This window comes from Acidocella aminolytica 101 = DSM 11237 (assembly GCF_900129125.1).
In the GTDB taxonomy this organism is placed as follows: Bacteria; Pseudomonadota; Alphaproteobacteria; order Acetobacterales; family Acetobacteraceae; genus Acidocella; species Acidocella aminolytica.
Genome location: NZ_FQVJ01000002.1, coordinates 163,486 through 183,061, shown reverse-complemented (window position 1 = coordinate 183,061; position 19,576 = coordinate 163,486). Strand labels below are relative to the sequence as shown.

Here is a 19,576-nt window from a genome sequence, read left to right as displayed (position 1 = left end):
CTCAGGCGGATATCTCGGCAGGCAACTTACCATCTGCCAAGGCTTTGGCGAGCGAGGTTCCATCCAGCTCATTGGCAATCGCGTCCCGGACACGGCGCATAACGCGCCTGATCTCACATGCTTGCTCGTCCCGGCATTCATCGCAGCGGCGATAATAATTCACTGAAACACAGGCCAGAGGGGCCAAAGCGCCGTCCATAATTCGGATAACCTGGCCAAACGTAATCAAATCGGCCGGCTTAGCCAATGCATATCCGCCTCCCCGGCCACGGCGAGAGCGCACTAAGCCGTTCCGGTTCAACTCGAGCAAAATTGCTTCCAAGAATTTTTTGGGCAGGTTTTCGCGCTCCGCGATCTCAGACACTAACAAAAGCTGGTCGGAATTCTCCCTGGCGAGGACCATTAACGCCTGCAGGGCGTATTTGCACTTCTGGGACAGCATGAATCTACTCCTCGGCCGGGCGAATTTACCATAAACATCTATATTATAGTTGTAAGATAGGAAATATACTTAAGCAAAATTTTTCTTAAACTCTATAGAGTTACAGAAGAAGGCTTAAGAACCCAATCTTTACACAGAGATGCTGTTGAAAGACACGCAACAAGCAAGCGTATTCAACCTTCATACTCTATGACAGTTCTTAAAACGGCTTTAAGCTGGCTTTTGGGAGCGCTCGAGCGGATTTATCCCTGGCCGATCAGGCTTTTCGAGACCGCTTCGGCAACCTTGATCCCATCCACACCGGCCGAGAGAATACCCCCTGCATACCCAGCCCCTTCGCCAGCGGGGTAAAGCCCTTTGACGTTGAGAGAACAGAAATCCTTGCCTCGAGTAATGCGTACTGGGGAAGAGGTCCGGGTTTCCACTCCGGTCAGCATTGCATCCGGCCTGTCAAAGCCATTGATCTGTTTGCCAAAGGCGGGCAGCGCCTCGCGGATGGCGACGATGGCGTAATCGGGCAATGTGGGCGCCAGATCCGTCAGATGTACGCCAGGCTTATAAGAAGGCAGAACCTCTCCAAGCGCCTTTGAGGGCTGGCCCGTAATAAAATCACCAACAAGCTGGCCTGGGGCTTTGTACCCGCCCCCTCCGGCAACGAAAGCGGCACTCTCCCACCGGCGCTGAAACTCTACCCCCGCCAGGACGTGGCCAGGATAATCGTCAGGGGTAATGCCGACGACAATCCCCGCATTGGCATTGCGCTCGGCCCGGGAATATTGGCTCATCCCGTTGGTCACAACGCGTTCGGGCTCAGAGGTGGCGGCCACCACCGTTCCTCCAGGGCACATGCAGAAACTATAAACGGAACGACCATTTTTAGCGTGGTGAACCAGCTTGTAATCAGCCGCGCCCAGAATGGGGTGACCCGCAAAAGCGCCAAAGCGGTATTTGTCGATCATGCCTTGCGGGTGTTCAATGCGGAACCCGACCGAGAAGGGTTTGGCTTCCATGAACACGCCACGCTCATGCAGACGGAAGAACGTATCCCGCGCAGAATGGCCGATGGCAAGAATAACGTGGTTGGTTTCAATCCGCTCGCCATTATCTAGGATCACGGCGTTGATCTGGCCGTTCTGGATGTCGAAATCATCTACTCGGCAGCCGAAGCGGTATTCACCGCCCAGAGACGTGACTTTCTCGCGGATCGATTCAACCATGGAAACCAACCGGAACGTGCCGATATGGGGCTTGGCGATGTAGAGAATTTCCTCCGGCGCACCGGCTTGGACAAACTCCTCCAGCACCTTGCGGCTCAAAAAGCGCGTGTCTTTGATCTGGGAGTACAGCTTGCCGTCAGAGAAGGTTCCGGCGCCGCCTTCGCCAAACTGCACGTTGGAGGTGGGGTTCAACTCGCCCCTGCGCCAAAGACCCCAGGTGTCCTTAGTACGTTCACGCACCACCTTGCCGCGCTCCAGGATCAGCGGGCAGAAGCCGGCCTCGGCCAGGATAAGAGCCGCCAGAATGCCGCAAGGCCCGGTACCGATGATAATCGGGCGTTTTTCCAGGCGGTGAGTGGTGGTAGCCGGGAATTTATAGCCCATGTCCGGAGTGGGTTCGCCTTTGCCGGTCTCGGCCGCCAGTGCCGCGTCGATGGTGTAAACCAGTATGATCTGCGATTTTTTGCGCGCATCCCAGGCACGGCGATGCACATGCCAAGAGAGAATGGCGGCCTCTGGCACGCCAAACCCGGCGGCGATGGCGGCTTTCAGCTCCGTGTCCGTATGGTTGATGGGTAGGCGAAGTTCTGTGAGGCGGCGCATGGGGGGAAGTTCGGAAACCATAGTGAATGTGGGCTGTAGCCTGACACAGCCTCCACGCCAATCTCCCAAGCGCCATTTTATCCACAGAGACCTTGATAACCTTGTGGATATGTGTGTGGAGCAAGTCGCAAAAGTCTGGACAAGCTGAAATTTGCGTCTTGCTGGCAGGTTCTTTCATACCGCTGTTGACCTGTGGCCCGGTCTCGGGTTTCGAAAGGGTATCAATAAGCGGAGCCGCATTCGTGAAAGTTTTTCCTTGGTGGAGTCTGTGCTTCCCCGTCATCGCTTGGCTACTGTTGGGCGCTAATTCGGCCCTGCATTTCAACGGCGCCGCCCTTCTGCTTCTGGTTTTTGCCTTAGGCGGCACGGTTTTTTCCGCGGTTCATTATGCCGAGATTGTCGCGCACAAGGTGGGCGAGCCTTTTGGTACGCTGGTTCTGGCCGTCGCGGTAACGGTGATCGAGGTGGCGCTGATCGTCTCCGTGCTGGTTTCCGACGGCAACCAGAATCTGTCAGTGGCGCGTGACACTATTTTCTCTGCGGTGATGATTGTCTGTACCGGCGTGGTGGGGCTGTGCGTGGCTGTGGGCGCCGGACGGCACATGGAGCAAGGACTGAATATCCGGGGCGCGACCGGAGCCTTGGCTGTAATGATGGCGCTTTCCGTGCTGACCCTGGTCCTGCCTGATTTCACGGCCGCTCCCGGGCCGACCTTCAATACACGGCAACTTGTATTTGTCGGCGTGGTGTCTTTGGTGCTGTATTGCATCTTTGTCTTTGTGCAGACCGTACGGCACCGGGATTACTTTTTGCCGGAAACCGGCGGGCCGGAGGCCCACCACGCACCGCCGCCTACAAACAAGACGTTGATATCCCTAGGGATATTGCTGGTTTGCCTGGTGGCCGTGGTGGCGCTGGCGAAGTCTCTTTCCCCGACGATTGAGGCACTTGTCGATCAATCCGGCGCACCAAAATCGGTGGTTGGGTTGGTGATCGCCGGTTTTGTGCTGCTGCCGGAAAGTCTGGCGGCGGTACGGGCGGCGCTGCATAACAAGCTGCAAACCAGCTTGAATCTCGCATTTGGCTCGGTCATTGCCAGTATTGGCCTGACCATACCGGTTGTGGCCGCTGTTTCCGTCTGGCTGGGCCAGCCCCTGACATTGGGACTGGACCCGAAAGAGATCGTGCTCCTGTCCTTGACGCTGCTGCTAAGCATGATGACCGTTCAGACTGGGCGTACCACCATTCTGCAAGGGGCGATCCATTTGACTGTATTCGCGGTTTTTTTGTTCTTTGCCGTGGTGCCCTGACGCCGACCCTGCAAACTAATCCGAGGATATTCAAGCTCTTATGTGCACCGTGATTTATTTGCTATGCCCATAGACACGGCGCATGATGTCCCTGGAATGACGCTGCACGTACCCAGTGTCGACGTGCAGTTATCCGCCCGCAAGAGCAATAACGCACTACCCACGCGAGCTTCCCCACCATCAATCTGATGCAAAGCGCGTCATATCAAACAAGATAGGGGAAGCCGGACATAAGATAATTAGCCTCTGGGGCGGTTGATATGATCGGCAGTGCTGACAATTTCGAGCGGGCGGCCAGCTTTGGATTTTGGTGGCATGACCGGATGGGGCGTGGTGCGGATGGAGCCATGTGGAACGTTACGGGCTGCTGGCTTACGCGGCGCCGCGGGCGCCGATGTCCTTTCCTTACCGATCTCGAAGCGACCGATCAGCGCCGCCAGTTCATCGGTCTCCTTCGCCAGACTGTGGCTCGCCGCTGTGCTCTGTTCGACCATTGCCGCGTTCTGTTGCGTCACCTGGTCCATCTGGTTCACTGCAGCGTTTACTTGATTCAGCCCCGTCGCCTGCTCCTGCGCCGAATTGGCGATCTGCACTACTACTTCGTTAATCTCGCTGATCTGCCCGACGATCTGTTCCAGCGCGCTGCCTGTCCGCCCCACAAGATCGACACCCGAACCCACCTCCTGACTGGAGGCGGAGATTAACGCCTTGATCTCCTTCGCCGCCTCCGCCGAGCGTTGCGCTAACGCCCGAACCTCAGAGGCTACTACCGCGAAACCGCGCCCGGCATCGCCCGCCCGCGCCGCCTCGACCCCCGCGTTCAGCGCCAGCAAGTTGGTCTGGAAAGCGATCTCGTCAATCACCCCAATGATGCTGCTGATCTGTTGCGACGACGCCTCGATCCGGCTCATCGCTGCAACCGCGTCGCCCACCAATGCACTGGACGTCTTGGCATTAGACTGCGCCGTCCCGAAGACCTCGCGCGCATGTGCTGCCCCTTCCGCCGTCTGGCGCACCGTAGCGGTGATCTCATCCAGCGCCGCCGCCGTCTCCTCAAGGCTAGCCGCCTGCTGCTCGGTCCGGCGGCTAAGGTCGTCTGCCGCTGCCGAGATCTCCCCAGTGCCAGAGTGGATCACCGAAGTGGCGCCGACGATTACCTTCATCGTGTCCTGCAGGCGCTCCATCGCCGCGTTGAAATCGGTGCGCAGGCGCTCGTATTCCGGAGCGAAACCCTGATCCAGACGAAAGGTCAGGATTCCTGCCTCTAGCTTCTTTAAACCCAAAGCCAATGCCTCCACCACGAGGGCAAGCTGTTTCGCACCACTTTCCCGTTCTGCTTCCCGGCGGCCACGTTCTTCCTCATTTGCACGGCGCGCCGCCGCCGCTTCATCCTCGAGCCGAACCTTTTCCAGTCCAGCATCCTTGAATACCTGAACCGCTTTGGCCATCCTGCCGATTTCGTCTACGCGGTCGGTTCCGATCACATCCACAGTCAGATTGCCTTGCGACAGCTCTCCCATGGTGTTTTCCAGTTTGTTGAGGGGCTTGATTATCCAGGCTTGCACCGCGAGGAAGCCGCCAGTCAGGACCGCTACCATGCCTAGAAGGATAATCGCAAAGGTCATGAAAATCGTATGATCTGCCGCCTTGCTTAGCCTGATGTCGGTGGAATGTATGATCGACAGCAAATGTTGGGTTGCCACTCGAGAGGTCTCAGATACATCTGCAAATTTTGGCCTGCATTCGGAGAAATAGGCTGTCTGAGCGACCGAGCGTGAGACGCTCGGATTTGATGCCAAGGCAATGGCATTGGCACATGTTGTTTTAACCAAGTCAGTTTCGGCTGCCTCGACCGCGGCGATTTCATCCGCCACGTCTGGGGCAAGATGCTCGGCTTGATTGACCAAAGCGCCGAACTGATCCTGCCTTTGGGCAATGAAATCGCTGTATTTCTTGTCCTCGGTAGCCGATGTCGCTCCAAGCATATCCCCTATGCCCGCATGAATGTCAGAAAGTCGACGATTGGCTTTCTGCATATCGATAGCCGCAGCAACATGACCTCGAAGCAAAGCTGTATATGAGCTGGACGTACGAGCAAGCTGCCCCGTCGCGTAGATAGCAATACCTATGGTAAAGGCCGCGAACACTCCGAGTACGGAGAGAAATTTTAAGTTAATGGAAACGCTCTTCACCATTTTTCTCCAACGGAATGTCTGGTTCTATTAGGCATTGAAGATTTCAATGGAGTTAAGCCTAACCGTAGGTCATCTACCGTATGCTATCGGCCACAACTTCCGCAGCCCGGTGAATGCAGCAGGTCTGACAATATAACGGCAGCCCTTAGCCGCCCCTTCTCGATGACATGGAAGATGGCGCGATGAACGCTGGCCCGCTGGCGACAAAAACGTCTTTCGGACTTGTTGAAAAAGTTGGGAAGGCGGTTCGCAGTCGTTGGTCAGGCGCAAACTGGTCTTTCCTGCCTTACCGCATAGGTCATGCTAGACGTCGCGTTCGGCACCGGTATCGGGAGCAGCACTCATCTACTGAGCATATCAGGCAGGTTAAGATGTAAGGATCCAAAGGGAACTATCCAGCTAACGAAATCGGCACCAGATTTGGTGAATTGGTCTGACCTGACATCCGGACCACTTTGCTCTTTTCCGCACCGAAGTATGGACTTTGCACCGGAAGGCGCTCTGTGATGGGCGATTTCGCTTGTCCACGTAACCGCAGCAGGAACATGTCTGCGACGTGTAGGCCGGGTTCACCTCTTCCGAGATGATTCCGAAACGATCATGGAAATCGGACAATTTGGCTCGAATGATGGAGCGGCCGCAGTTCTGGATGATGCGGTTCAGCCGCCGCGATAGCGCCGGGTTCTGGAAATTCAGTCGTTCCAGAGCGATGGCAGCAGGCCGCTTGGCGACGACGAGGACGGTCAGGACACGTCCGACTTCGGCTCTGATCCGGCCACGAAGAGATGCAACGGCTTTCCGGTATCGCGCGCTGGCACGCGGCCTGCGACCGTGTGCCGCTGCTGCCCACAAGCAATTCTGGTAATGCGTTGGTCATAAGCGCGAAGCGCCTTGAGCCAGCCCTTGCCGCGAAGTTGTCCTTCGTGCCCGGCGAACAGCGTGGACAGACCAAAATCCAGCGCCGTGATCTCGCGCTCGGGCTGGTAAGCGGCGCGGCTAGCCTCGCAGTCTGCACCGATGTCGGAGACCACGCCGAACGACAGAGTGCCGTTCTCCCTGTCCTCGGTGACGAGCACGCCATTGCACAAGCGGCCACCGCGCTGTTCGTGCCGTTCGTAGGCCAGAAGCGGAACTGCGATCTTGGCCCCCTTGGTCATGGTAGACATGTTGATCAACCAGCCGACACGATCTTGTTGAGTCGCCTTGGATGGTGGCTCTAAGCACGCAGCACGGTGGTCCAGCCGCATCGAAATATGATGCATGTCTGGGCGTCGATGCTGTCGCATGACGTGCCGCATGATCGAACGCGCTAGCTGACGGATAGCATCCGGTACAATCTCGCCCGTTTCCTTCCTGGAAACATCTCATTGAAGGCGCGAAGGGACATGGTCACACTTTGTTCTACAGCTAGTCATCTATTTAGTAAACTTAATAGTTCCGGATTCAATTACCTATGGGTCAACTACGGAAGTATTTCCGCCGCCTAGCGAACCGGCTTAGCTTACGCTTGCAACAGATATGCCCCCTTGAGAGATCGCCGTTTCATTGATTACAGCCATGCCCTCTTAAGCTGCCGATTGTGTCACCCATCCAACGCGAGCTTACGCAGAACTCATGCCCACCCCTTTTAAGCATGGCGGCGCAGATCTAGGCAGCGGGGATATTCAGGGCCTTCTACAGGCAACGGCTGAGCGCTAAGGCCCGGCGTGTGGCCAAAAGGCCAGAAACGGGAGCGGCGGCGGGCCTCGGCGGAATTGGAATTCACCGGAAAATCCTCATAAGCGCGCCCGCCCGGATGCGATACATGGTGCGTCATCCCGCCGATGGAACGGCCCGTCCATGTGTCGTATACGTCAAATATTAAAGGTGTCTGCGCTGCGATGGTGGGGTGTAGTGCCGAATATGGCTGCCAAGCCTTGAACCGCACGCCCGCGACATATTGCCCTGGCGTCTCAGTGCGCTGAAGCGGCATGGCAGCGCCGTTACAGGCTAGCACATAACGCTCATCTACCCAGCCATCCACCTTTACCTGCAGGCGCTCGACGGAGCTGTCCACGTAGCGGGCGGTGCCGCCAGAATTCTGCTCCTCTCCCAGAACGTGCCAAGGCTCCAGCGCATGACGGAGTTCAAGCTGAATATCCCGCACCGTAACATCGCCCAGTTTGGGGAAGCGGAATTCAAGATGCGGGGCAAACCATGCGGCGTCCAGCGGGAAGCCGTAACCGGCCAACTCTTCCAGGCAATCCTTGAAATCCGCCTTGCAATAATGCGGCAGCAGGAATTCATCGTGCAGGCGAGTACCCCAACGAACCATGCGGCGCTCATAAGGGCGTTCCCAGAAGGCCGCGATGGCGGAGCGCATCAGCAGCACCTGGGCAGCGGACATTTCAGCATGGGGCGGCATTTCAAAGGCGCGAAACTCGACCAGACCACGTCGACCAGAGGATGAGTCCGGAGAGTACATCTTGTCGATGCAAAATTCCGTGCGATGACCATTGCCGGTCATATCGCAGAGAATGTTGCGGAACAGCCTGTCCACCAGCCATGGCGGTGTCTGGGTCTGACGGGTGACCTGACGGAAGGCGATTTCCAGTTCGTTGATCGAATCCTCCCGCGCCTCGTCGATTCGTGGATGCTGGGATGAAGGCCCAATGAATAGCCCGGAGAACAGAAAGGAGAGGCTAGGATGGTTATGCCAGAACCCAAGCATGGATTTCAGCAGATCCGGCCGGCGCAGGAAGGGGGAGTCAGTGGGAGAGCTTGCACCCATTACCACATGGTTGCCGCCCCCGGTACCAACATGTCGCCCATCCAACATAAACTTCTCTGCCGCCAGCCCAACTTCCCGCGCGGCGTCGTAGAGCTGGCCGCTGCGTTCAACAAGCTGTGCCCAGGAGGATGAAGCCGGGATATTGCACTCAATCACACCAGGGTCTGGTGTGACCGAGAAATTGACGATGCGCTCATCCTCAGGCGGGAGGTAACCTTCCAACATCACCTTGCGGCCAAACTCAGCAGCAGTTGCTTCAATGGCTGCTGTGAGTTCCAGCCAATCCGCCGCGTCGTAGAGCGGCGGATAGAAGATGTGAAGCCGCCCGTCCCGCGCTTCCACGCAAAGGGCGGTGCGGACCACTCCGGGCTCCTCCCGTCCCACCACGGGCAAGCTCTGCGGCACGGGGCGGAAATTCTCTATGGCACCCGCTCCTTCACTAGTACCGGTGCGGTAGCGCGCGAACTGGAACGCATCGCGCCGGGGTAGATTGGTCTTGGGCGCGAACGGATCGGCTTCGTAATCCTGCTCGATATTGTCCGGGCTGGTCCAGGGCAGGCTTTCCAACGGGAGGCGCAGGCCGATAGGGCTGTCCCCTGGGATCAGGAACATCACATCGTCCTTGAAGAACCAACGGCCAGATTGCCAACAGCGCCGACCATCCATGATGACACGGCGCAGCGGCAGCACGGCACCGACACTGGACGCCAACCCTTGGCCAAAAACTTTAGCGAGACGCGCGCGTTCGAGTGGGTCGCGCAGCTTGGCGTCCTCGGTAACAACATTGGCAGGAAGGCGTTTTTCGCGCCAGAGATAATAATGGATGTCCTCGAACGCGGCGTTCACAAGGCCAGGATCTACCCGTAAACGCTCGGCCAAGGCTTGGGCGAAGGCAGTGGCGTCTTCGGCAGTGGCGTCGTCATGATCATCATCCGAGGCAAGGAAAGACGGGTCTTTCCAAACGGGTTCGCCATCGGCGCGCCAATGGGCATGAATAGCCCAGCGAGGCAGTTGTTCTCCGGGATAATGCTTGCCCATATTGTAGGTTAAAGCTGCGCCCTTGCCCCAGAGCGGCGTGAGCTTCCGGATGAGCCGCCCAGCATAAGCACGCTTAGTCGGGCCTAGCGCGTCTATATTCCACTCCGCGCCCTCATGGTCCGTGACCGAGACAAAGGTAGGCTCACCGCCCATTGTCAGGCGGACATCGTGCTGAAGCAAAGCACGATCCACCTGGGCGCCACGGGCCAGAATATCCTGCCATTGCCTGTCGGTATAAGGCTTGGTGACGCGCGGGGTTTCGGAGATGCGACGGACTTCCATGTGGAAGTCGAATTCGGCTTCAGTGCCGTCCTCTGCCGTGAAGCCACCAGAAATGGCCGCCGCGGATTGCGGGGATGGGGTCGCTGCAAGCGGGATGTGACCTTCTCCGGTCAGCAAGCCGGATGTTGCGTCCAGCCCGACCCAGCCAGCGCCGGGCAAATACACCTCGGCCCAGGCATGAAGATCTGTGAAGTCAGCATCCGGGCCGGCCGCTCCGCCATCAACGGGCTTCTGGTCCGCTGTAAGCTGAATAAGATAGCCAGAGACAAAACGCGCCGCATAGCCAAGATGGCGCAGCAGATTCACCAGCAGCCAACCGGAATCTCGGCAGGAGCCCTTGCAGAATGCCAGCGTTTCCTCAGGCGTGTAAACGCCGGGTTCCATGCGCACGACGTAAGAAATGCGTTCATGCACGACGCGGTTGATTTCAACCAACATATCGACCGTACGCGTCGGCTCGCCCGAGAATTTGGCCTTTACCTCATCAATGAGTCCGGCAAGCAACGGGCCTGGTTCGTTAAGGATACGGAAAGGCGCAAGTTCCTCCCCAAGCACGGGGTCATAGGCGAAGGGGTAAGTTTCAGCTTCGGGTTCCAGAAAGAAATCGAACGGGTTGATCGTGGCCATGTCGGCCACGACATCCACAACGACCTCGAAGCTGGTAACGCGCTCGGGAAAAACAACGCGAGCGAGGAAATTTCCCTGCGGGTCCTGCTGCCAGTTGAGGAAGTGTGGTTTGGGCAGAACCTGCAAGGAATAGGAAATGATCGGCGTGCGCGCATAGGGTGCCGGGCGCAACCGAATGGTCTGCGGCCCCAGCGAGACAGGCCGGTCATATTTATAGGAGGTGCGATGCGTGATGGCGGCGTGAATGGACATGCAAACTCCTCGGATACGCGTCTAGGCCAGCATGCGCAGGCATGTTTCCCAACGCAATAGCAACCAGAGGTGAAAGCGAGGATGAAACAGCAGTGATTGCCAGAGCATACGCGTAATGCGAACATTCTGTGGGCAGGGTGCTTTTTTAGCGGGCACAGTATGTGCCTAGTGAAATTCAAGGACTGTGCATCAACGGAGGCAAGGCGCAGTTCTTCACGGACGATACGGCCTGTCTGTCGCTCGCCTCGGTTGAGGCGCGAAGCGGGGCGGTTTTTGAAGTCTCGCTGCGTTTGAATTTCTGCACCCCATATATGGGGGCTATGGCTCGAGACGGGATTTCAGCAACATATCTCGCATTATCAGAATGTTTTAAAGCCCTGGCACCTCCCTGAATGGACCTCACGTTATGGCAAAGGGGGTGTCCAACTTTTGCCTAGGCACTCAACACCTCGTCCTGACCAGATTTCGTGACGCCGACTTTAGCCTTGGCGCAAATCGCCGGGTTTGAAACAGCTAGGGCGACGCGACATGTGTCGAAAGCTGCCCTGGCTATGCATATTGCCGACGTAACCACACCGGCACTCCACTTAAAGACCTATATACCTGCGGGATACCTGGAGGGGCTCAGGCGTTACGCAGACCTGACCCCGCTCTAAAAGAACAGTCTGGGCAAGGGCTGTTACGCTACCTTCACCAGCACATGCTGCTTCTTGCCCGCCGAGAGTTTTTGCTCCGGCTTAGGCAGGATGAGCTGTGCTTCATCAACGATCACCGCATCATCCAGCCGCGCACCACCACCGCGGATCAAGCGGCGGGCCTCACCGTTTGAACCAGCCAGACCAGCCTTCACGAACAAGGCGAAGGCTGGCAACCCCTCGCCGAATTCCGCAGTCGTGAGGGTAATGCTTGGCAGCGCTCCTGCGGCGACTCCCTCGGTGAAGAGCTTGCGGGCGGTCTCGGCGGCTTCCTCAGCGGCCGCGCGCCCATGGGCAAGGGTGGTCGCCTCGGTCGCGAGAATGATCTTGGCTTGGTTGATCTCCGCACCGCCCAGAGCTTCTAGACGCGCAATTTCATCCAGGGGAACATCCGTGAACAGACGCAGGAAGCGGCCTACATCCGCGTCCTCAGTATTCCGCCAGAACTGCCAGTATTGATACGGGCTCAGCTTCTCAGCCGAGAGCCAAACAGCTCCCGCGGCGCTCTTGCCCATCTTTTGCCCGGAGGCGGTGGTGATAAGCGGCGTAGTAAGGCCGAATACGGATTTCTGGTCCGTCCGGCGTACCAACTCGATACCGGAGACAATATTACCCCATTGGTCAGAACCTCCCATCTGCAGCACCACGTTCTGGCGCCGGTTGAGCTCGCGGAAATCATAGCTTTGGAGAATGGAGTAGTTGAATTCCAGGAATGTGAGGCCCTGCTCACGGTCCAGGCGGCTCTTCACGGAATCAAAGGAAAGCATACGGTTGACGGAGAAATGCACCCCAACCTCGCGCAGTAGGCCAATATAAGAGAGTTGGTCCAGCCAGTCTGCGTTATTTACCAGAATGGCGTCATTCGGTCCCTCACCGAAATTGATGAAGGCTTCCAGATTTTTGCGGATACCGACGAGGTTCTTGGCGATCTGCTCGTCAGACAAAAGCTGGCGGGCTTCCTCACGGAAAGATGGGTCACCGATGCGGGTGGTGCCGCCGCCCATGAGCGCTACCGGACGGTGACCATGGCGTTGGAAAAGGCGCAGCAACATGATCGGAATCATGTGGCCGACATGCAGGCTATCGGCCGTCAGGTCGAACCCGGCATAACCTGCAATGGAACCGCTCGCGCAGGCTTCGTCCAAAGCCGCCTCGTCCGTGCATTGGAAGATGAAGCCGCGGGCCTTCGCCTCGACCAGAAATTCGCTTTTCGCCATGGTTCTACTCCTGTGCCGGGGCGGGTAGCACAGGCGGACGGGCTGGCAAAGCCAAGGACGTGCTCTTGATGCCATACGCCTTGCGCGCCTACCACGTGGCACATGACAATTAACGGCGGGACGAAACGCATACGGGCCATCGGGCTGATGTCGGGCACATCGTTGGATGGGGTGGATGCCGCGTGGATTGAAACTGATGGTGAACGCATCAGCGGCTTCGGCCCGGCGGCCACGTTACTCTATGAAGAAGGATTACGAGCGGATCTGCGACGGATTCTTGATCTGGCCCCTACCCTGGCGTCGGATGATCCGTTCCTGCGCGACGTGGAAGAGCGTCTCACCCGAGACCATGCGCTGGCCGTGGCAATGATGGGGCAAACGGCTGATATCATTGGATTTCATGGTCAGACTATCCTGCATTCGCCTACGCAGCGCCGGACCTGGCAGATTGGTGATGCCGCATTGCTCTCGCGCCTTACCCGCCTACCTGTGGTGTATGATTTCCGCAGCGACGATGTGAAAGCTGGCGGCGAAGGCGCCCCGCTAGTGCCCGTGTTTCATGCGGCCCTGGCGCGGGAGATGGAAAAGCCGCTACTGATTGTGAATATTGGCGGGGTGGCGAATGCTACATGGCTGGGACCGGATGGTGAGGTACTGGCCTGCGATACGGGCCCCGGCAACGGTCCGCTAGATGATCTCGCGCAGGTGCATCTCGGCCAGCCATACGACAAGGACGGCGCACTGGCGGGCTCAGGCCAGGTTGATCTAAGTAGGCTCGACGCTCTGCTGGCTCACCCGTTTTTTGCGCGGCCCGCGCCGAAATCCCTGGACCGGCTGAGCTTCTCAGGGCTGATCGCGGAAGCAACGGAGGGGTTGGCGGCACCGGATGCGGCGGCGACACTGGCAGCGTTTATCTGCACCGCCATTGCACAAGCCCCTTGGCCCACTCCGCCAAAACAGGTTCTGGTGACAGGCGGAGGGCGGCATAACAGCACCTTGATGAAAGGTCTGGCAGAACGGTTTTCGGTGTCAGTACGCCCAGTGGAGGATGTTGGATGGAATGGCGACGCGCTGGAGGCACAATGTTTTGCCTTTCTAGCGGTGCGTTCACTACGCGGGCTGCCACTGTCTCTGCCCACCACAACCGGCGTTGCTGCTCCGCAGAAAGGCGGACGACTTTACGGAACGATCTTATAAAGCGTCCAACCATCCTGATTATGGCCAACGGCACGCAGCCAAACAGGCTTTTTACCCTTTTCCAGCGCATCCCACAACGTTACCGGCGGCAGGTCTGCCACGAGGGCGTACCGGCCCGGTTTGGGGCAAAAGAGCACATAACTTGCCTTTGTAGCGGCTACGGCAACGGGCTCTGTGGTGCTTGGCGTGGAGCGCCACGCGGCGCGATCCCTCATGAAGCCCGCGATGGCGTGATGATAAAGTGAACCGACCGTAAGGATGTGGCTGCGATAGAGCAGTTCAGGCGTATCCTCGGGTTGGGCAAGAACGACTTTTCCCGCCGCTTGGGCAAGTAACGGGCCGATATTATGCAGGCTGCAAGAGAGATGCTTGCGCCCCGTCGTCGCCATGGTGGAGGGCTTTGCCCCATGGGCGGCTAGCAGAGGGCAAAGCAGCACCAGAGCCAGCAATGCGATACGTTTCGCCATGGCCAAGGCCCCACCAGCGGCATCTATACGGCTGAGGGCGACCGGCAGAAGGGCCGTCGCAAAGAGAGCAGAGAAAGAGGTAAAGAGTAGATAACCTGCCCCTAGAGCCAATGCGATGGCGGCGCAAAAAGTGATATAAGCCCAGGCCAGAGGTATCCGAACCGGCGCCGCGAGAAATAGATCGCCCTCCAGATTAACGGCCTCTGGCTTGCTCTCCCGCCAAACGCGCCATCCGGCATAAAGCACCGCCCAGACGCCCGGGAGTAGAAACACGATCAATTCCAGCCGACGGGGGGGCTGTTGCTCTATAATTTGGCTGAAAAATGCCGCTGCTTGATTGTGAGGCAGCAGGCCGGACGGCCCTTCAATCACACCTGGAAAGGCTATGATCCACCCCAGCAACGGCACTCCCATGACCGCCAGCCCCAACGGGCCACGCCACCTTTTTGAGCGCGCCTGCACACGCAGCAGCAGCGCCGCGCTGGCCAGCAGAATAAGGCCCATTGAGACGTAAACATAGGAAAGACGGTCTATCTCGGGCACGCCATAGCCACCCGCGGGTGGATCAACGAAAAACCCGAAGCCCAGAACATCGAAACACCCGGCGGCAACCGCGAGCAGGGTGTTGGCATTAGGCGCATAAAGCCAACGCAACGCCAGACCAGCAAAGGCGAACAGCACGAAGGGCATGGTCTCCGGCGTCATCCAGATGGCGAAGCCGCCAAACACACCCGCAAGGAAGCCGAACCATGTATCCTCGCGCAAGGCGCGCAGCACGCATCCCGCCGTGAGCGCGATGAGCACCAAAAGCGCCACATGGTAATGCACTACGCCCGGCAAGGCGATGCTGGCCATGGCTGGCAGCAAAGCTGCCGCCGCCGCGGCGGCCCAGAGGTGGCGGCGCAAGGCAAACGGCTCCACGGCCCAAGCCAGGGATGTGCCAAGCGCGCCCACCCCCAACGGCCCCAGCGCCACACCCGCTGCAAACAGCGCCTTATGCCAGCCCAAAAATGGCGCCAAGGGTGCGGCGAGCAGCCAAATGATCATGTCGAGCAGTCGGGACCACTCCACCATCACCCCTGCCCCGGACTGACCGCCTGCAACCGTGGTTACAAGATGCCCGGCCCGGATTCCCTGCTCGATACGCAAAAGGCGCATATACGAGTCAGGGTCTTGCAGGTTTCCCGCCAGCACATACGGCCATTGATGCAGCCCAACCAGGATATTCAGCCCTGCTGAAAGCAGAAACAGCAGCAGATAGATCAACTGGACTGAGCCCGGAATCCAGCCACGCCATTTTCCATTGCGGTAACGTACTTGGGGGCGAACTTGCTGGCATCCGTAAGGCCGCAGCTATGGGCGATGATCTCTACCTCGTCGCGCATCTTTAACGCGTAACGCGAAACCCGCACGGCTTTATCTGTTGGGTCCAGCCCACGAATCAGGCGCGGATCCGCCGAGGTAACGCCGGTGGGACATCTGCCGGAACCGCATTTCATCGCCTGGATACAACCCAGCGCGAACATAAATCCACGCGCGGAGGACACGAAGTCCGCCCCCATGCAAAGCGCCCACGCTACCTTGTCCGGCGTAATGAGCTTGCCGGACGCGATGATACGGATGCGGTTCTGCAGGCCATGTTCATTACGCAACGCGGCGACATAAGGCAGGGCCTGGGTGATCGGCAGGCCGACATAATCGGCCAGCGATTCCGGCGCCGCACCAGTGCCGCCCTCGCCGCCGTCAATCTGCACGTAGTCAGGGCAATGCTCGGGGTTTTCGGCGCAGTCGCCGAACCATTCATCCAGAAAAGCGGGATCGCCCAGCACGAACTTCGCTCCCACCGGCTTGCCAGTGATAGTCCGCACGCGGTTAATAAATTCGCCCAGTTCCTGAATATTACTGATATCCCGGTGACGGTTAGGGGAAATGGAGTCCCGACCGGCCGCGATGCCGCGAATCTCAGCGATTTCAGCGGTCACCTTGGCACCGGGCAGAATCCCGCCCTTGCCGGGCTTTGCCCCTTGCGCGAGCTTTACCTCGAACATCTTAACCTGCTCATGGGCAGCGATCTCACGCAGCTTATCCTCTGAGAGATTCCCATCGTTATCGCGCACCCCATATTTTGCGGTGCCGATCTGCATGACGATATCCGCGCCGCCTTCCAGATGGTAACGGCTCAAACCGCCCTCGCCTGTGCTCATCCAGATCCCCGCGAGCTTGGCCCCACGGGACAACGCAGTAACCGCCGTATGACTGAGCGCGCCGTAAGACATGCCGGAAACGTTGAAGAAACTCTGCGCGGGATAAGGCGATTTGCAAGAGCCCGGACCCGTGGCGATGCCGATAAGCTTGCCGGGGTAGGTTTTCTTATCCTCATCCAGAATTGGGAAGGGGGCGTTACGGAAAACAAAAGCGGGCACCGCTTCCGAACCGAAGCTGATAAAATTCGAAACGCCCTTGGCGGAGCGGTAAACCCAGCTGCGTTCCAGGCGATTAAAAGGACGCTCTACCCAGTCCGACAGATATTGGTACTGGCGCATATATTCGCCCCAGGTTTCCGCGAAATAGCGGAAATGCCCGATAACGGGAAAATTGCGCAAAACGGTGTGGCGGGTCTGCAGCTTATCATGGATATAGACCACAATCAGGCCAATGATCAGCACCATCACAACGATGGCCAAGATGGTCATACTCTCCCTCCCCTTACTCTATCCAGCACTCTTAGCCGCGAATACCCGGTCTGTCTTTGCCTAGCGGCTTGGGCCGGGGAGCCAGACTGTAAAAACCGTGCCTTGCCCAGGCTCGCTTTCAATTACCAGCTTACCACGATGCCGGTTGACTACATGCTTGACGATGGCAAGCCCAAGCCCAGTTCCGCCAATGCTACGTGAGCGGCCTTTATCAACCCGGTAAAAACGCTCCGTGAGGCGCGGTATATGCTCACGAGGGATGCCGATGCCGTCATCAGCTACGGAGACGATGATACCGCCAGGTGGAAAGCGGGTATCGGGCTGGTCCGTGGCGACGAGTTTGATCTCTCCTCCCGGCTTGCCATACTTCAAGGCATTATCGAGCAGGTTGGTAAAGACTTGCGTAAGCTGATCGGCATCCGCCTGGATCTGCGGCAGGTCGGCGGGGGCCGCAAAAACCAGTTGCGTTCCCTGGGCTTTGAGCATCGGCTCCATACCCGCCACGATACGCTCCAGCAGAAAAGGCAAATGCTGCATTTCTTTTGGCGGGGAGTGTTCGGAGATCTCGATCTTCGACAGCGACAGCAAATCCCCAATAACGCGCTGCATACGCGCTGCTTGCTCGGCCATGATGCCCAGAAAATGCTGCTGGGCTTCTGGGTCGTCCGCCGCTGGGCCGCGCAGTGTCTCGATAAAGCCGATCAGGCTGGCCAAAGGCGTCCGCAATTCATGGCTGGAATTGGCGACGAAATCGGCGCGCATTTTTTCCAGCGCGCGTTCGCGGGTGCGATCGCTTACCAGCATGTAAAGCGGCTCGCCTACCGGGATAATGGTGATTTCAAGGTCACGCGTCACGGGCGCGGAGAGCATGATCTCCCGGCGTACCGGCTGGCCGTCCGCCTGTGCTTCGGCTAAGGCGGCACGCAGGTCCGGGTGGCGCATCAACGCCGCCATGTCACTGCCAAAGGCGGTGATCGCGCTGTTATTGCGCCAGACAACCCGCCCATGCCGATCCAGCTTCAGCAGCGGGTCGGGCAGACGCTCAACCAGGGCGCGGTCTTCAGCTGCGCTGGCTTGGTTGCGGGCACGTGAGAGACGCTCGGCATGAATCAAGCGCAACGCTTCCGCGCCAAGATCGCTCATACCCGGAACAAGCAACTGCCGGTCCACGGGCAATGCCCCTGGGGCAATCCGTAAGGCGCGCACAAGCCGGGTCATCACCGCGACATCCCGCCCCAGCAGCAGCGCGAAAGCAATAGCAACCAAGCTGCACACCGCCCAGGCGGCCAGCGCCATGAACGGCCTTAACTCGCCCAGAAACGCCAGCAGCGCGAATACCGCCGTTGGCACGGCCGCAAGCGCCAAAAATAGCGCAAAGGCGGCGGGGCCGGCTTTTTCCCATGTCTCCTCAGACCCCGCCATGATACCTCAGGGTTGCTTAAAGTTGGTCGGCGCAGGAGAGGCGATTGTAGGCTGACCATGCGCGATAGCGAACACCGCCAGACCGCGCTTCACAGTACCATCCGCCTGCAGCACCAAGAGCCCATCGGTGCCGGTGAAGCCTGAGGGGGCGGTCAGTACGTTGGTTGTATAACCACCGGAGGAGGCAGCAAGTTTTGCCAGAGCCGCGGCATCAAAGGCGATATTTGCGATACCGGGCGGCGTGCTGCCATAAGCGGCGCTGTATTTGGCCTCGAAGGCACTGGCGTTCGCCGGGTCCGGCGCGGCATAAATGGCACCGATCAATGCTGGCTGGCTTCCCATGGCGGAGGCCAAATTGGCCCACAGGGTGGGGCCCATCAGCTGCACCTGAGACGGCAGAACGGCATAATAAGGCAGGAAGTTCGCCACTTCAGCCAGAGTGTTCGCGTCTGTCGCACCAATGAACATGGCATTGAAGCTGGGAGGCGCAACCTGCTGGCGACGCAGTTCACGCGCCTTGGCCATGCCAGCCTGCGTGTCCTGATCCCGGGCGGCTTTAATCTGCGCCGTAAGGGCCTGACCGCGGGCGTCCCAGTCGGAAACCTCCCGGACCGCTCTGTTTATGCTGGAAAAGCTCTTGTCGTAATAAACGATCTGAGGCGTGGGCTCGCTAAGGTCCGACGCTTCCTGCTGCAGAGCCTGCGCCAGGCTGTGACCGAATTCAGTATCCGGCAGCAATCCGGCAAGCTGGGTATGGCCGGCATCCGCGGCGGCCTGGACCACGCGCTTCACCTGTTGGCCGGGCGTGATGCCCAACGGCCATACGCCTGGGGCCGCGACTGAACCATCGTTAGTGAATGCCAGCACATTCACGCCCGCCTGTTTAGCGATGGGCGCGACGGCTTTGGTATCCCCCGCCGTGAGAGGGCCAAGAATAATGCCATCTCCAGCAGCCAGCCCCGCTTGCGCGGCGGCGGCGGCCCCTGTGGGTGTTCCGCCAGTATCACGAACATCCAGCTTAGGCGAGCTGCCAGCCGGGAAAGCCAGCTTCGCGGCATTGGCCAACACTTGACCCACAGGGGCCAGCGGACCGCTCAAGGGCACAAGCAGCAATACGTTGCCACTGGTTTTACCGGTATTCGGTGTGCT

Annotated in this window: 13 protein-coding genes; 2 read left to right on the top strand and 11 right to left on the bottom strand. The window is 58.6% G+C overall.

What is annotated here, in order from left to right:
- Position 1: 1 nt before the first annotated feature.
- Together BUB54_RS01980 and BUB54_RS01975 are read right to left on the bottom strand one after the other, a co-directional pair.
- Complete coding sequence (locus tag BUB54_RS01980; protein ID WP_048877838.1) at positions 2-442, bottom strand: RrF2 family transcriptional regulator; 441 nt, start codon at positions 440-442, stop codon at positions 2-4.
- Between the two features lie 242 nt (positions 443-684).
- Positions 685-2,262 carry an NAD(P)/FAD-dependent oxidoreductase gene (locus tag BUB54_RS01975; RefSeq protein WP_048877872.1) on the bottom strand — a complete coding sequence of 526 codons (1,578 nt, stop codon included), beginning with the start codon at positions 2,260-2,262 and terminating at the stop codon, positions 685-687.
- 242 nt (positions 2,263-2,504) lie between these two features.
- Between BUB54_RS01975 and BUB54_RS01970 the strand changes: the two genes are divergently transcribed.
- Positions 2,505-3,572 (top strand): calcium:proton antiporter, encoded by a 1,068-nt coding sequence (locus BUB54_RS01970; RefSeq protein WP_139284751.1) that lies wholly within the window; start codon positions 2,505-2,507, stop codon positions 3,570-3,572.
- Between the two features lie 239 nt (positions 3,573-3,811).
- On the opposite strand, the gene BUB54_RS01965 is transcribed toward BUB54_RS01970, so the two are convergent.
- The 5 genes from BUB54_RS01965 to tyrS form a co-directional block, all read right to left on the bottom strand.
- Positions 3,812-5,767, bottom strand: coding sequence for a methyl-accepting chemotaxis protein (locus tag BUB54_RS01965; RefSeq protein WP_052948301.1), 1,956 nt, complete (start codon positions 5,765-5,767; stop codon positions 3,812-3,814).
- Positions 5,768-6,166: 399 nt separating this feature from the next.
- Positions 6,167-6,382, bottom strand: coding sequence for a zinc ribbon domain-containing protein (locus tag BUB54_RS21980; protein WP_073211141.1), 216 nt, complete (start codon positions 6,380-6,382; stop codon positions 6,167-6,169).
- Between the two features lie 128 nt (positions 6,383-6,510).
- Positions 6,511-6,924, bottom strand: a complete 414-nt coding sequence (locus tag BUB54_RS20135; RefSeq protein WP_139284750.1) for a hypothetical protein — start codon at positions 6,922-6,924, stop codon at positions 6,511-6,513.
- Between the two features lie 470 nt (positions 6,925-7,394).
- Positions 7,395-10,736: a transglutaminase family protein gene (locus tag BUB54_RS01950; protein WP_048877836.1), complete on the bottom strand. Its 3,342-nt coding sequence runs from the start codon at positions 10,734-10,736 to the stop codon at positions 7,395-7,397.
- 679 nt (positions 10,737-11,415) lie between these two features.
- Positions 11,416-12,648: a tyrosine--tRNA ligase gene (tyrS, locus tag BUB54_RS01945; RefSeq protein WP_048877835.1), complete on the bottom strand. Its 1,233-nt coding sequence runs from the start codon at positions 12,646-12,648 to the stop codon at positions 11,416-11,418.
- Between the two features lie 129 nt (positions 12,649-12,777).
- Here tyrS and BUB54_RS01940 point away from each other — a divergent pair, with 129 nt between their 5' ends.
- Complete coding sequence (locus BUB54_RS01940) at positions 12,778-13,845, top strand: anhydro-N-acetylmuramic acid kinase (RefSeq protein ID WP_048877869.1); 1,068 nt, start codon at positions 12,778-12,780, stop codon at positions 13,843-13,845.
- On the opposite strand, the gene BUB54_RS01935 is transcribed toward BUB54_RS01940, so the two are convergent.
- Genes BUB54_RS01935 through BUB54_RS01920 form a run of 4 tightly spaced genes read right to left on the bottom strand, consistent with a single transcriptional unit; the run spans position 13,827 to position 19,531 of the window.
- Complete coding sequence (locus tag BUB54_RS01935) at positions 13,827-15,578, bottom strand: hypothetical protein (protein ID WP_048877834.1); 1,752 nt, start codon at positions 15,576-15,578, stop codon at positions 13,827-13,829. The genes BUB54_RS01940 and BUB54_RS01935 overlap by 19 nt on opposite strands.
- Positions 15,575-17,005, bottom strand: coding sequence for an FMN-binding glutamate synthase family protein (locus BUB54_RS01930; RefSeq protein ID WP_048877833.1), 1,431 nt, complete (start codon positions 17,003-17,005; stop codon positions 15,575-15,577). Before BUB54_RS01930 ends, BUB54_RS01935 begins: the two co-directional genes overlap by 4 nt.
- A gap of 60 nt (positions 17,006-17,065) precedes the next feature.
- The gene (locus BUB54_RS01925; RefSeq protein WP_052948300.1) at positions 17,066-18,427 is read right to left on the bottom strand and encodes an ATP-binding protein; all 1,362 of its coding nucleotides are present in this window, start codon (positions 18,425-18,427) and stop codon (positions 17,066-17,068) included.
- A gap of 6 nt (positions 18,428-18,433) precedes the next feature.
- The gene (locus tag BUB54_RS01920) at positions 18,434-19,531 is read right to left on the bottom strand and encodes a penicillin-binding protein activator (protein WP_244890741.1); all 1,098 of its coding nucleotides are present in this window, start codon (positions 19,529-19,531) and stop codon (positions 18,434-18,436) included.
- Positions 19,532-19,576 lie beyond the last annotated feature (45 nt).

Excerpts from the sequence above, each read along its gene's own strand:
- BUB54_RS20135 (WP_139284750.1), bottom strand. The coding sequence starts at position 6,924 with ATGACCAAGGGGGCCAAGATCGCAGTTCCGCTTCTGGCCTACGAACGG.
- BUB54_RS01965 (WP_052948301.1), bottom strand. The coding sequence starts at position 5,767 with ATGGTGAAGAGCGTTTCCATTAACTTAAAATTTCTCTCCGTACTCGGA.
- BUB54_RS01930 (WP_048877833.1), bottom strand. The coding sequence starts at position 17,005 with ATGACCATCTTGGCCATCGTTGTGATGGTGCTGATCATTGGCCTGATT.
- tyrS (WP_048877835.1), bottom strand. The coding sequence starts at position 12,648 with ATGGCGAAAAGCGAATTTCTGGTCGAGGCGAAGGCCCGCGGCTTCATC.
- BUB54_RS01980 (WP_048877838.1), bottom strand. The coding sequence starts at position 442 with ATGCTGTCCCAGAAGTGCAAATACGCCCTGCAGGCGTTAATGGTCCTC.
- BUB54_RS01950 (WP_048877836.1), bottom strand. The coding sequence starts at position 10,736 with ATGTCCATTCACGCCGCCATCACGCATCGCACCTCCTATAAATATGAC.
- BUB54_RS01925 (WP_052948300.1), bottom strand. The coding sequence starts at position 18,427 with ATGGCGGGGTCTGAGGAGACATGGGAAAAAGCCGGCCCCGCCGCCTTT.
- BUB54_RS01975 (WP_048877872.1), bottom strand. The coding sequence starts at position 2,262 with ATGCGCCGCCTCACAGAACTTCGCCTACCCATCAACCATACGGACACG.